Here is a 13,094-nt window from a genome sequence, read left to right as displayed (position 1 = left end):
AGAGGGGCCGAGCGGCAGCAGAGGGCACGGCTGTGACCTTGGCCGCTTGTGCCCTGTGACCTCGGCCTCTCGCGGTCGCACCGGATCCCTGCGGCAGCGCTGACACCTGGGCTTCGCACGCCGTCCGTCCCCTGTACGGACACAAGCGGCTCCAGCAGGCAGCTCCTGAAGCCGCAGAGCTGGATCAAGGAGACCGGGGGTCGGCTCGTCATCGTCTTCGAGGGCCGTGACGCCGCGGGCAAGGGCGGCACCGTCAAGCGGTTCACCGAGCACCTCAACCCGCGCGGTGCCCGCGTGGAGGCCATGCGCAGTGTCCTGGCCCGCTTCGACTACGCGGACAAGGACGACGAGGTCGTCGGCCGCCCCGATCCGCGGATCATCGGCTCGGCGGCCACCCTGCTGGAGGCGGGCGAGGACGACAGCACGCACGAGCGGGAGGCGTGATCAGTCCGGGCGCGACCACACCACGGCGCCGGCGATCAGCGTCGCGGCCACCAGGTCCGCGCAGGGCCGCTCCAGCGCCACCGCTCGGGGCACGCGCAGCAGGACGAGGTCGGCCGGCGCTCCCCGGGTGACCCTCCGGGGCGGGCCGCCGGGAGCATCGGGCGGGCCGAGGAAGGCGTCCAGCGCCTGCAGCGCGGTGAGAGCCTCACCCGGGCCGACGACCTGTCCGGACCGGGTACGCCGCCGTACCGCCGCGTCGATCACCAGCCACGGATCGACCGGCCCGTACGGCGCGTCACCGGCCAGCGCGACCGGCACGCCGCCCTCGACCAGCGACCGCACCCGGTAGAGGTCCTGGTGGTCCCCGGCAGGGACGTCGCGCAGATAGTCGTCGCCGCGGTCCGCGATGAACCCCGGCTGGGTCACCACGACCGGACCGAGGTCCCGCAGCCGGGAGATCGACCCGGCGGGCACCAGCGAGGCGTGCTCGATCCGGTCACCGGCCCGCCCGCCGGCCTTGTCGAGAGCGGCGAACAGGAGGAAGAGGGCCTCGCGGGTCACGCAGTGCACGGCCACCGCCCGGTCCGCACGGTGAGCCGCGCGGATGCGTTCCACCAGGGCGTCGAGGCCCGGGAGGCCGGAGTCCGCGAGCACGATCTTGTAGGGCCCGACGGTCGGTGAACGCGGGCCGCCGGGCGCCGTCCGGTGCAGGGGCGCCCCCAGCAGCTGGACCCGCTGGGGGAGCGCCCCGGTGCGCATGGCCTCGCCGATCGCGTCGATCGCCGTGGCGCTCAGATCCGGGGTCGCGTCCGTGAGGTGGGTGATGCCCAGGCCGGCGAGTCGGACGCCGACCGGCCGAAGATCGGGTGGCCGGGCCCCGGAGGTACGGGTGCGGAGCCAGTCGTCGGCGCGCCAGAGCCGCCCGGTGGGTCGCCCCCGACCGTCGCGTTCGACGCCCGCGTGATCCGCGCGTGCGAGGCCCAGGGCCTGGGCCCCCGCGCTGTTGACCATCCACAGCGCGCCGCTGCGGTGCTGGACGCGCACCGGACGGGCGCCATGCAGGCGGTCCAGCGCGACGGCGTCCAGCAGACCGGCGACGCCCTCGCCGTACCCGGTTCCGCGGACCCAGCCGCGTTCGTCCGCGGCCGCGTGCGCGAGAGCCTCGGCCAGCTCCTCCGGGGTGTTCACCGCCGGCGGGCCGCACTGGACGGAGCGGGCGGCCGCGGCCATGGCGTGCAGGTGCATGTGGTGGTCGCACAGACCGGGCAGCAGGGCCCCGCCCCGGGCGTCGAGCACGTCCTCGCCGCGGTGGGCCGTCAGCCTGCCGCCGATCTCGACGACGCTCCCGCCGCTGACACGTACGTCCGTCACTGTGCGGCCGTCGAGTTCGGCGTCGCGGAGCAGCACTCCCGTCGTCATGGCGAGGGGATCCGCAGCTCGCGCAGGACCTCGGCGGTGTGCCGGCCCGGTTCGGGAGCGTGGCCGGTGACGGTCCGACGGCGGGGCGCGGCGACCGGCACCGGTCCGTCGCAGGTGTCGGCCACCCAGCCGGCGCCGTCCCGGCGAGCGGTCCGGGCGGGTGAGCCCGGGGCGGGTGGTCCGGGGCAGACGGCGTCGATGGCGGAGGAGTCCGGGGTGCCGCAGTCCGGAACGGGGCGGTCCGGGGCGGGCGTGTCCCGGGTGGGGGAGCCCGGGGCTGGGGCCAGGGTCGCGGTGACCACCTGGGACATCGCGACGTCGAACAGCCGTCCCCGGCCGTTCTCCGGTGCGGACAGGGCGAGTTCGGCGGCGAACAGGCCGGTCAGCGGGTCGGCGAGCGCATCGCCGCAGAAGACCGGCTGCCCGTTCGCGTCCCGGGCCACCAGTCCCGCGCCCGCTGCCACGTCGTCGCCGAAGCCGACCCGCGGGGAGTCGCGGCCGTCCGCCGTGACGGACACCCAGATCGTGCCCTGCCGGGCCGATGCCTCCGCGTCGAGACCGAACCCGGCCAGCGCCCGCGGGCGGGACGCCTCGATGACGATGTCCGCCGCGTCGACGAGCGCGGACAGCGCTCGCCGACCCCCTGCCGTCGTGGGGTCGAGGAGAACGGCGCGATGGCCCGCGTGCAGCAGCCGGAAGAAGCCGGGACTGCCCCGGCGCGCCCCGTCGAGGCGCTGCGGAGTCTCCACCTTGACCACGCGTGCGCCGCCGAGGCCGAGCAGCTGGGCGCAGAGCGGGCCCGCCCACAGCGCGCTGAAGTCGACGACGAGCAGGCCCGCCGGCGACCTGGGGCGTCCGGGCGCGGGCAGCGGGCGCGGCGGGGAGGGGTTCACGGGCGCGGCGGCGAGTCCGAGCAGCGCGGCCCGCTCGGCCAGCTCCGCCCCGGTGTGCGTCCGCAACCACGCGACGACCGTCGGCCATGGGTCGTCGGGCAGTACGGCGCCGACCAGCGCCCCCAGCAGCAGGGGATCGTCGGGGCGGGCGCAGGAGACGGCCGCCCAGCCGTCCGCGGTGGGCAGCAGCCGGCCCGCTCCGCCCGCCGAGACCCGCCCCTGCCGGCGGTGCCCGGTGAACGCGGCCCGCTCCGCGAGGAGCGACGCACCGTCCACCCGCACCGGATGAGCGCTGTCCGCCGTGGCGGCGGCCAGTCGTGCGGAGATCCGGTCGGCGAAGGCGGCCGCGGTCCCGGGGGGCACCAGCGGCGGTCCGTCGGGGTGTCCGGTCAGCGCCATGACACCGCTCCGCGCCCAATCCGCCGCACCGGCCCCGGCCCGCTCACTCGACACGGCGCCAAGACTACGCGGATCACGGGTGGCGGTGTCATGACCTGAACACGGCTGTGAGGCCGGCTCGCGGCGGGGGCGGCCGTGCGCGGACCGCTGTGACTTCTCCCACCTGCTCTTGTCGGGGCGAGGAAGGCCTACCTACGTTCGGTCACATGTCCCCCCATGAACGTGCCCTTCCTGACGAGCCGGACGATTCCGGCGCGGCGAGCAGGCCTGCCGCGGCCCGGCCCGGCGCCCATCCCTCGGCCGACCTGACCATCGACCTGACCGCACACGAGATGCTCCGGCGCGCCCATGTCCTGGCGGCTCTCGGCCCCGACTGGGACCCCGTCACCGCGCTGCGCGACGAGGAGGCGGCGCACGAGCTGCTGTATTCCGGCCTCAGCGCGGAGCAGCAGCGCATGTACGACGAGCTGGTCTCGGCCGGTGTGCTTCCGCGCCGAGGGGGTGGCCATGCTGCCGCTTGACCCGCAGGCCGACATCGGGCGCCGGGCCTGGGTGGCCTGCCCCAACTGCGACGACCGTCGTGGCTGTGCCACCTGCCAGCAGGGCCGCACCTGCTCCGAGCACTGGCGCTACCTGCTCTCCAACGTCGGCAGCCTGCTCCACCTCCAGTGCCGGTCGTGCACCCACATCTGGACGCACGAGACCCATTTCGGCGCCACCCGCTCCCCGTGGGAGCGCATCACGAGCGGCCTGCGCCGACGGTGACGCCCTGCCCCCGCTGACCCCGGGCGCCCGGGGCGCGGGGGGTGCCGTGGGCGAGGCACGGACGGTGGGACCGGACGGCGGACGAGTGCCCGCTTTCGGATGATTTCCGATGATCCGACCGTCTGTCGTCGAGGACGGCGGCCCGTCGGGGCCGAGGATCGCGGCGGCGGTCATTTCTGCCTGCCGTTCGTCCGCCCGGAGGCAGCCGTGCACATCCTGCTCCTAGCCAGCGCGTTCAACAGCCTGACCCAGCGCGCCCACGCCGAACTGCGCGACCGCGGCCACCGGGTGGCGGTGGAACTCGCCCTGCCGGGCGGCTCGCCGGCGGACGCCGTGCGCCGGCACGCACCGCAGCTCGTCGTGGCGCCGATGCTGAAGTCGGCCATTCCCGAGGAGGTCTGGTCGGCGTACACGTGTCTCGTCGTCCATCCCGGGCCCGTGGGGGACCGTGGACCGTCCTCCCTGGACTGGGCGATCCATGAGGGCGTCGACGAGTGGGGCGTCACCGTCCTCCAGGCCGACGGGGAGATGGACGCCGGCGATGTGTGGGCCTGCGTACCGTGTCGGCTTCCTCAGGTGTCCAAGAGCGAGCTGTACCGGGGCGAGATCGCCGACGCCGCGCTCGAGGCCGTCCTGCTCGCGGTGGAGCGCTTCGCCGGGGGAACCCACGTGCCGCGCAAGCAGGACGCGGGCTGCGCGGCCGACGCCCGTTTCCGTCCGCGTCCGTACCTCGACCAGAGTGTCCGGCGCATCGACTGGGCCGAGGACGCGACCGGGACCGTCCTGCGCAAGCTGAGGGCGGCGGACTCGCAGCCCGGTGTGCTGGACGCGCTGCTCGGCGGCGAGTGGTATCTGCACGGCGGTCACCCCGAGAGCGTGTTGCGCGGCCGCCCGGGCGAGCTGCTGGCGACCCGGGCCGGAGCGGTCTGCCGGGCCACCAGGGACGGCGCCGTGTGGATCCCGGAGCTGCGGGCCCGGCGGCTCCCCGGGCAGCCGCCGACGTACAAGCTGCCCTCCGTCTCGGCCCTCGGCGACCGGCTGCCGCCCCTGCCCGAGGCGCCGGAGGCCACCTGGAGGGACATCCGCTACCGGGAGAGCGGCGACGTCGGCTTCCTGTCGTTCTCCTTCCCCGGCGGCGCCATGAGCACCGAACAGTGCCGCCGGCTGCTGGACGCCTACCGGGAGGCGTGCACGCGGCCCACGTCGGTGCTGGTGCTGGGCGGCGAGCGGGACTTCTTCTCCAACGGGATCCACCTCAACGTCATCGAGGCGGCCGACGACCCCGCCGCCGAGTCCTGGGCGAACATCAACGCCATCGACGACCTGGTCGAGGCGGTCCTGGCGACGACCGACCGGCTGGTGGTCTCGGCGGTCGCGGGCAACGCCGCCGCGGGCGGGGTGATGCTCGCCCTGGCGGCCGACGAGGTGTGGTGCCGCTCGGGCGCCGTGCTGAACCCGCACTACCGTCTGATGGGCCTCTACGGTTCGGAGTACTGGACGTACACCCTGCCCCGCAGGGTGGGCCCGGCGGTGGCCGAACGGCTCATGCGGGAGGCGCTGCCGGTGAGCGCGGCGAGCGCGCTGGCTCTGGGACTCGTCGACCGGGTGGTGGACAGCGGGCCGGGAGCCTTCGCGGCGGAGGTCGGCCGCCTGGCCGCGCACCTGTCCGCCCTGCCGGTGACGGCGGCCCGGATCGCCGCGAAGAAGACGGAGCTGGAGCGGCGGGAGATGACTACCCCGCCGGCCGGGTTCCGGGAGCGGGAGCTCGCCCGGATGCGCCGGACCTTCGACGACCCGGACGCCCCGTACCACGCTCTGCGCCGGGCGTTCGTCCGCAAGGAGCGCCCGTCGGCCACCCCGCCCCACCTCTCCGCTTCTCAAACCGCTTCGGGCCCGTCTGCCACCGAATTCACCGGAACGGCCCCCCATGGCATCCCGTCGCGGCCCATCGGCTGATACCAAGAACCGATGAACGCGGAAAGTCCCGAAACGGGGCTTTCATTCCTCACCTCCCCAGGAGGCGGTCCCATGACTGAGGCGACGACGAAGACGGTCGGCGCTGCGCCCGCCGACGAGACACCCACGATCCACATTCTCTGGATCAACGCGGGCCTGAGCTGCGACGGCGACTCGGTCGCGTTGACGGCGGCCATGCAGCCCAGCATCGAGGAGATCGTGCTCGGCGTGCTGCCGGGGCTTCCGAAGATCGCCGTCCACTGGCCGCTCATCGACTTCGAGTGCGGTCCGATCGGCGGCGCGGACACGTTCATCGAGTGGTTCTTCAAGGGCGAGCGGGGCGAGATCGACCCGTTCGTGCTGGTCGTCGAGGGTTCCATCCCCAACGAGGCGATCAAGCCCGAGGGCTACTGGTGCGGCTTCGGCGACAACCCCGAGACCGGCCAGCCGATCACCACCAGCGAGTGGATCGACCGGCTCGCCCCGAAGGCGCTGGCGGTCGTCGCCATCGGCACCTGCGCCACCTACGGCGGCATCCACGCCATGGCGGGCAACCCGACCGGCGCCATGGGTCTGCCGGACTACCTCGGCTGGGACTGGAAGTCCCACGCCGGCATCCCCATCGTGTGCGTCCCCGGCTGTCCGATCCAGCCCGACAACTTCTCCGAGACGCTCACGTACCTGCTCTACCAGGCGACCGGCGCCGCCCCGATGATCCCGCTGGACGACAAGCTGCGTCCCACCTGGCTGTTCGGGGCCACCGTCCACGAGGGCTGCGACCGCGCGGGCTACTACGAGCAGGGTGAGTTCGCCCTGTCGTACGACTCGCCGAAGTGCCTGGTCAAGCTGGGCTGCTGGGGTCCGGTCGTCAAGTGCAACGTGCCCAAGCGCGGGTGGATGAACGGCATCGGCGGCTGTCCGAACGTCGGCGGCATCTGCATCGCCTGCACCATGCCCGGATTCCCCGACAAGTTCATGCCGTTCATGGACGAGCCGCCCGGAGCCAAGCTCTCCAGCACGGCCAGCGGCGCCTACGGAGCCGTGGTCCGCAAACTGCGCTCGATCACGGCGAGGACGGTGGACCAGGAGCCCAAGTGGCGCCGGACCGGCGAGAAGATCACCACCGGCTACCGGCCCCCCTGGTGACGCCCCACCACGAGTGACCCACGAGTGACCCGCTTCTGCTTCGCGCACCCCACAACCGAACCCCCCGCGCAACGAAGGGCACGGCAAAGACGATGGCAAGGACGAAGGCGGTCGGCGACGACAGCGGCCTGGTGGAGATGGCCTGGGATCCGATCACCCGGATCGTGGGCAGCCTGGGCATCCACACGAAGATCGACTTCAAGCAGAAGCGGGTCGCGGAGTGCTACAGCACCTCGTCGGTCTTCCGCGGCTACAGCGTCTTCATGCGCGGCAAGGACCCCCGCGACGCGCACTTCATCACCAGCCGCATCTGCGGGATCTGCGGCGACAACCACGCCACCTGCTCGGTGTACGCGCAGAACATGGCGTACGGGGTGAAGCCCCCGCACCTCGCCGAGTGGATCATCAACCTCGGCGAGTCCGCGGAGTACATGTTCGACCACAACATCTTCCAGGAGAACCTGGTGGGGGTCGACTACTGCGAGAAGATGGTCAGGGAGACCAACCCCGGCGTCCTCGAACTCGCCGAGCGCACCGAGGCCCCGCACGCGGCCGAGCACGGCTACCGCACCATCGCCGACATCATGCGCTCGCTGAACCCCCTCGAAGGGGAGTTCTACCGCGAGGCCCTCCAGGTCAGCCGCTACACCCGCGAGATGTTCTGCCTGATGGAGGGCCGCCATGTGCACCCCTCCACGCTCTACCCGGGCGGCGTCGGCACCATCGCCTCCGTACAGCTCTTCACCGACTACCTCAGCCGGCTGATGCGCTACGTCGAGTTCATGAAGCGCGTCGTGCCCCTGCACGACGACCTGTTCGACTTCTTCTACGAGGCGCTGCCCGGCTACGAGGAAGTGGGCCGCCGCCGGGTCCTGCTCGGCTGCTGGGGCGCGCTCAACGACCCCGAGTACTGCGACTTCACCTACGCCAACATGACCGACTGGGGCCGGCGGATGTTCGTCACGCCCGGCGTCATCGTCGACGGCAAGCTCGTCACCAACGACCTCACCGAGATCAACCTCGGCATCCGCATCCTGCTGGGCAGTTCCTACTACGAGGACTGGCAGGGCCAGGAGCAGTTCGTCACCCACGACCCGCTCGGCAACCCGGTGGACCCGCGCCACCCGTGGAACCAGCACACCATCCCCGCCCCGCAGAAGCGGAACTTCGACGACAAGTACAGCTGGGTCATGTCCCCGCGCTGGTTCGACGGCAAGGACCACCTCGCCCTGGACACCGGCGGCGGCCCCCTCGCCCGCCTGTGGTCGACCGCGCTGTCCGGGCTCGTCGACATCGGGTACGTCAAGGCCACCGGCCACAGCGTGGTCATCAACCTGCCGCGCACCATGACCAAGCCGGAGACCAGCTTCGAGTGGAAGATCCCGAAGTGGTCCAACGCGCTGGAGCGCAACCGCGCGCGCACCTACTTCCAGGCGTACGCCGCCGCCGTCGCCCTGCACTTCGCGGAGAAGGGGCTCGAGGAGGTCCGCGCCGGACGCACCCAGACCTGGGAGAAGTTCGAGGTCCCGGACGAGGGGCTCGGCGTCGGTTTCACCGAGGCGGTCCGCGGCGTCCTCTCGCACCACATGGTGATCCGCGACGGCAAGATCGCCAACTACCACCCGTACCCGCCCACCCCCTGGAACGCCAGCACCAGGGACACCTTCGGCACGCCAGGACCGTACGAGGACGCCGTGCAGAACACCCCCATCTTCGAGGAGAACACCCCGGAGAACTTCAAGGGCATCGACATCATGCGCGCCGTCCGCAGCTTCGACCCCTGTCTGCCCTGCGGCGTCCACATGTACGTCGGGGGCGGCAAGACGGTGAAGTCGATGCACGTGCCCACCGGACTGAGCGGACTGGGCGGATGAGCGCGCCGACGACGGCGCGGCCCGTCGACGCGGAAGGGACCGGACGCCGGGTCGAGGAGGTGCTGGACCGGCTGGCCGCGAGCGGCGACCCGGCCGCCGCCGAGGCGGCCGAGGAACTCGTGCGCTCCCTCATGGACTTCTACGGCTCCGGTCTGGCCCGCGTCCTCCACCTGCTGTCCGGCGCCCCGGGCGACCCGGTGGCGGGCCTGCTCGGCGACGAACTCGTCGCGAGTCTCCTCGTCCTGCACGACCTGCACCCCGAGGACCGCGACACCCGCATCACCCGGGCCCTCGACAGCGTCCGCGAACACGCCCTGGACGTCGTGGACTTCGACGAGGAGAGCGGCGCCCTGACGCTGCGGGCCCGGGAGTCCGGCGGCTGCGGATGCGGCTCCGGCGCGAGCGCCCGGGAGGCCGCCCAGGCAGCCCTCGCCTGCTTCGCACCGGAGGTCAGGACCGTCGACGTCCGGACCGCGCCCGCGGGGCCCACGCTCCTCCAGATCGGCGCCGCACCGACGGGCGCCCGATGACGGCGTCCCCGGCGACGCGCACACCCGGCCTGCGGAGGTTCCTCACCGAGCGACCTCCGCAGCCCGAACGGTGCGAGCTGTGCGCTCTGCCGGTCGAGGCGGACCACCGCCATCTGGTCGACACCGAGAAACGCGCCCTCGTCTGCGCCTGTACTGCCTGCGCGCTGCTGATGCAGCAGCCGGGCGCCGCCGCGGGCCGCTTCCGCACGGTCCCCGCCCGCTATCTCACCGACCCCGGACACCGGCTCGACGAGAGCGCGTGGGACGCCTTGCAGATCCCGGTCGGCGTCGCCTTCCTCTTCCGCAACGCGGCACTCGACCGGCTGGTCGCCCTCTACCCGAGCCCGGCCGGAGCCACCGAGAGCGAACTCGAACCGGCCACCTGGACGGCGGCCCTCGGCGACAGTCCGCTCGCCCGACTGCTCGAACCCGACGTGGAGGCGCTGCTGCTGCGCCGCACCGACGGCCGCTTCGAGTGCCATCTCGTACCGATCGACATCTGCTACGAACTGGTCGGCCGTATGCGCCTGTTGTGGCAGGGCTTCGACGGCGGGGCCGAGGCCCGGGCAGCGCTGGACGCGTTCTTCGCGGATGTCTCGCGACGTGCCCGGCCCGTGGACGAGCAGGTGCGGTCATGACGGAGTTCTCCTTCGCCTGCACCGGCGTCCGCGCCGACCGCTACGCCGCCGGACCGACCCTCGTCTTCCGGCTGCGGGTCACCGCCGCCGACGACGCGCGGGTGCACGCCCTCGCGCTGCGCTGTCAGCTCCGCATCGAACCCGCCCGGCGCGGCTACGAGTCGGCCGAGGCCGACGGGCTGGCGGACCTCTTCGGCGAGCGCTCCCGCTGGGGCAGCACGCTCCTGCCGGTGCAGTTCGCCCAGATCTCGCTCATGGTCCCCGGCTTCACCGGAGAGACCGAAGCCGACCTCGTCGTCCCCTGCACCTACGACATGGACATCGCGGCGACCCGCTACCTCGACGCCCTCACCGCCGGCGAGGTGCCGCTGCTGATGCTGTTCTCCGGTACGGCGTTCACCGGCGAAGGCGGTTTCCGGGTCGAGCCGGTGCCGTGGGACCGGGAGGCCGCCTTCCGGATGCCCGTCGAGACGTGGCGGGAGATGGTCGAGCAGCACTTCCCCGGGTGCGGCTGGATCAGGCTGCCGCGCGACACCATGGACGCCCTCCTCGCCTACCGCTCCCGGCGCGCGCTGCCCTCCTGGGACGCGACCCTCAAGGCCCTGCTCGACGACGGCGGCACCGCGGACCCGCCCCGGCGCGACCCGCTGCGCGCGCTCACCGGCACCATCGGAAGGACGGATCCGTGACCGTGACCGCGTTCGCCTCCGAGACGCAGGAGCGGTTCGCCCTCGCCCGGCAGGTGGCCGACGCCGTCCTCTTCGAGGGCTATGTGCTCTACCCGTACCGCGCCTCGGCGGCCAAGAACCGGCTGCGCTGGCAGTTCGGGGTGCTGGTGCCGCCCGGCTGGGGCGCCGAGTGCGAGGAGCACGACTTCCAGCACACCGAATGCCTGATGGAACCGAAGGCGGGCGCGACCCTCTCCGTCGAGGTGCGCTTCCTGCACGCCCGACGGCGCACCGTGCAGCGGGTACGCCCGGACGGCGGCTTCGAGACCGTGGCCGAGCTCCGCCTCGACGACCGGGTGCTGGTGCCCTGGGACGAGGGCGGCGAGGAGCGGGTCGAGGTGGTCGCCCCGGTGGACGAGCTCCTCGGCGACGGCGTCACCCACCCCTTCCGACGCCCCGCCCGGGACGACACCGAACCCGTCCTGGACGAGGCCGGCCGCACCGTCGGCCGACTCCTGCGGCGGTGCGAGGAGATCTGCGGGACGATCCGGCTGACCGCCCGCGAACTCGACGGCCCCTACCGGGCCCTGCGGCTGACCGCCGTCGTGGAGAACACCAGCGACTGGACACCGGCCGAGCCCCGCGACGCCGGCCGGGACGCGGCGCTGCCGCACTCCCTGGTGGCCACCCACCTCCTGATGGCCCTCAGCGCCGGATCGTTCCTGTCGATGACCGATCCCCCCGAGTGGGCGAAGGGCGCGGTCGCCGCCTGCCGCAACCTGCACACCTGGCCCGTACTCGCCGGTGAAGCCGGCAGCGCCGACCTCGTGCTGTCCTCGCCGATCATCCTGGAGGACCATCCGGCCATCGCGCCGGAGAGCCCCGGCGCGCTCTACGACGCCACCGAGATCGACGAGATCCTCGCGCTGCGCACCGCGGCCCTCACCGACGAGGAGAAACGCGAGGCCCGCGGCACCGACGACCGGGCGGCCGCCGTGATCGAGCTGGCGGACTCGATGCCGGCCGAGGTCCTGGAGCGGCTGCACGGGGCGGTCCGCACTCTGCGCCAGGCAACCGGCCCGGCGGCCCCCGCCGCCCCGGACGGCGGCTTCCCCGACGAGCACGGGGTGCAGCGGCCGGACACTCCCTGGTGGGACCCCGCGAGCGAGGCGGGATTCGACCCGGCACGCGACCATGTGCTCGTGGACGGGCGGCCGGTGGGCAAGGGCAGCCGCGTCGAGCTGCGCCCGGGTCTGCGGCGCACCGACGCGCAGGACATCTTCCTGCGGGGCCGCACCGCGCAGGTCGAGGCGGTGCTGCACGACGTCGACGGCGGGGTGCACCTGGCGGTCACGGTCGAGGGCGACCCGGGCGCCGACATCCGGCGCGAGCAGGGCCGGTTCCTGTACTTCCAGCCCGACGAGGTCACCCCGCTGGAGGACGACGCATGAACGTTCCCTCGTCGGCAGCTCGAAGAACGCTCGTGGCGGGCATCGGCAACATCTTCCTCACGGACGACGGCTTCGGCGTGGAGACCGCCCGCCGGCTCTCCGAGCGAGACCTGCGCGACCTGCCCGGGCAGGTCGAGGTCGTGGACATCGGAGTGCGCGGGGTGCACCTCGCCTACCAGCTCCTGGACGGCTACGACACCCTCGTCCTGGTGGACGCCACAGCGCGCGGCGAAGCCCCCGGCACGCTGTACGTGATCGAACACGACGTCGGCGGGAGCGCGCCGCCCGGCCCGCCCCCGCTGGACGGCCACCGGATGACCCCCGACGCCGTCCTGGCGCTGCTGGGCACCCTGTGCGCCGGGACCGGGGGCGAGCCGCCACGGCGCGTTCTCGTCGTCGGGTGCGAACCGGCCACGGTGGACGAGGGCATCGGTCTCAGCCCGCCGGTGTCCGACGCCGTACCGCAGGCCGTCCGGCTGATCGAAGAGCTGCTGTGGAACGGGGAGCCGGGAGAGTCCGCGCCGCGGGCCACGGCTGACGGGATCTCGACATGAGGAGAGACGGGATGAAGAAGATCGTCATCGGCGGAGCGGCCCTCGCGGCCCTGGTCGCCCTCGGCGTCGAAGTACTTCCCGACGTACGGCGCTACCTGCGCATCCGCCGGATGTGAACACGGCCGCCACCGGTGCGCCGCGCGGTTGCGTCGAACGGCGTACCCGGCGGCCGGTGACGGCGTGGCGGGCCGGGGGGGCCCGCCCCCCCCCCGGGGGCGCGCCGGGGGGGGGGGGCCGGGCCCCGCGACCGGGCCCCGCCCCCCCCGCGCCCCGCCCGGCCGCCGTCCACCGGCCGCCGTCCACCGGCCGCCGCCCACCGCCCGCCGCCTGCCGTCCGCCGTCCTCGAACAGGAGAGA

13 protein-coding genes and 1 pseudogene are annotated in these 13,094 nt (G+C 73.3%); 12 read left to right on the top strand and 2 right to left on the bottom strand.

All coding sequences use genetic code 11. The features are described 5' to 3' along the window. Window positions 1-65: 65 nt before the first annotated feature. Window positions 66-444 (top strand): annotated as a pseudogene (locus ACFWBD_RS26100) (hypothetical protein); the annotation flags it as partial. Here ACFWBD_RS26100 and ACFWBD_RS26095 read toward each other — a convergent pair. Both ACFWBD_RS26095 and ACFWBD_RS26090 read right to left on the bottom strand, forming a co-directional pair. Next, window positions 445-1,863 carry an amidohydrolase family protein gene (locus ACFWBD_RS26095; protein ID WP_385671338.1) on the bottom strand — a complete coding sequence of 473 codons (1,419 nt, stop codon included), beginning with the start codon at window positions 1,861-1,863 and terminating at the stop codon, window positions 445-447. Next, window positions 1,860-3,155: a CoA transferase gene (locus ACFWBD_RS26090; protein WP_385671335.1), complete on the bottom strand. Its 1,296-nt coding sequence runs from the start codon at window positions 3,153-3,155 to the stop codon at window positions 1,860-1,862. The genes ACFWBD_RS26095 and ACFWBD_RS26090 overlap by 4 nt, the downstream gene beginning before the upstream one ends. Before the next feature lie 206 nt (window positions 3,156-3,361). Between ACFWBD_RS26090 and ACFWBD_RS26085 the strand changes: the two genes are divergently transcribed. The 11 genes from ACFWBD_RS26085 to ACFWBD_RS26035 all read left to right on the top strand — a co-directional run bounded on the left by ACFWBD_RS26085 (window position 3,362) and on the right by ACFWBD_RS26035 (window position 12,853). Beyond that, complete coding sequence (locus ACFWBD_RS26085; RefSeq protein WP_385671332.1) at window positions 3,362-3,676, top strand: DUF6400 family protein; 315 nt, start codon at window positions 3,362-3,364, stop codon at window positions 3,674-3,676. Further along, window positions 3,663-3,920, top strand: coding sequence for a hypothetical protein (locus tag ACFWBD_RS26080; protein WP_385671329.1), 258 nt, complete (start codon window positions 3,663-3,665; stop codon window positions 3,918-3,920). The genes ACFWBD_RS26085 and ACFWBD_RS26080 overlap by 14 nt, the downstream gene beginning before the upstream one ends. A 207-nt stretch (window positions 3,921-4,127) precedes the next feature. Continuing rightward, the gene (locus ACFWBD_RS26075) at window positions 4,128-5,876 is read left to right on the top strand and encodes an enoyl-CoA hydratase-related protein (protein ID WP_385671326.1); all 1,749 of its coding nucleotides are present in this window, start codon (window positions 4,128-4,130) and stop codon (window positions 5,874-5,876) included. A gap of 72 nt (window positions 5,877-5,948) precedes the next feature. Beyond that, entirely contained in the window at window positions 5,949-7,022 is a 1,074-nt protein-coding gene (locus ACFWBD_RS26070; protein WP_385671323.1) for a hydrogenase expression protein HypE, read from the top strand. 92 nt (window positions 7,023-7,114) lie between these two features. Beyond that, window positions 7,115-8,896: a nickel-dependent hydrogenase large subunit gene (locus ACFWBD_RS26065; protein WP_385671320.1), complete on the top strand. Its 1,782-nt coding sequence runs from the start codon at window positions 7,115-7,117 to the stop codon at window positions 8,894-8,896. Beyond that, window positions 8,893-9,426 carry a hypothetical protein gene (locus tag ACFWBD_RS26060; protein WP_385671317.1) on the top strand — a complete coding sequence of 178 codons (534 nt, stop codon included), beginning with the start codon at window positions 8,893-8,895 and terminating at the stop codon, window positions 9,424-9,426. The genes ACFWBD_RS26065 and ACFWBD_RS26060 overlap by 4 nt, the downstream gene beginning before the upstream one ends. Continuing rightward, entirely contained in the window at window positions 9,423-10,064 is a 642-nt protein-coding gene (locus ACFWBD_RS26055; protein ID WP_385671314.1) for a DUF5947 family protein, read from the top strand. Before ACFWBD_RS26060 ends, ACFWBD_RS26055 begins: the two co-directional genes overlap by 4 nt. Further along, window positions 10,061-10,753, top strand: a complete 693-nt coding sequence (locus ACFWBD_RS26050; protein ID WP_385671311.1) for a DUF6084 family protein — start codon at window positions 10,061-10,063, stop codon at window positions 10,751-10,753. Before ACFWBD_RS26055 ends, ACFWBD_RS26050 begins: the two co-directional genes overlap by 4 nt. Continuing rightward, window positions 10,750-12,183 carry a hypothetical protein gene (locus ACFWBD_RS26045; RefSeq protein WP_385671308.1) on the top strand — a complete coding sequence of 478 codons (1,434 nt, stop codon included), beginning with the start codon at window positions 10,750-10,752 and terminating at the stop codon, window positions 12,181-12,183. Before ACFWBD_RS26050 ends, ACFWBD_RS26045 begins: the two co-directional genes overlap by 4 nt. Further along, the gene (locus ACFWBD_RS26040; RefSeq protein WP_385671306.1) at window positions 12,180-12,737 is read left to right on the top strand and encodes a hydrogenase maturation protease; all 558 of its coding nucleotides are present in this window, start codon (window positions 12,180-12,182) and stop codon (window positions 12,735-12,737) included. The genes ACFWBD_RS26045 and ACFWBD_RS26040 overlap by 4 nt, the downstream gene beginning before the upstream one ends. 11 nt (window positions 12,738-12,748) lie before the next feature. Continuing rightward, complete coding sequence (locus ACFWBD_RS26035) at window positions 12,749-12,853, top strand: DUF6893 family small protein (protein ID WP_384122940.1); 105 nt, start codon at window positions 12,749-12,751, stop codon at window positions 12,851-12,853. Window positions 12,854-13,094 lie beyond the last annotated feature (241 nt).

The organism is Streptomyces sp. NPDC060002, from assembly GCF_042737245.1.
In the GTDB taxonomy this organism is placed as follows: Bacteria; Actinomycetota; Actinomycetes; order Streptomycetales; family Streptomycetaceae; genus Streptomyces.
The sequence above is the reverse complement of the archived record's forward strand: the minus strand, read 5'-3'. Positions and strand labels throughout refer to the sequence as shown.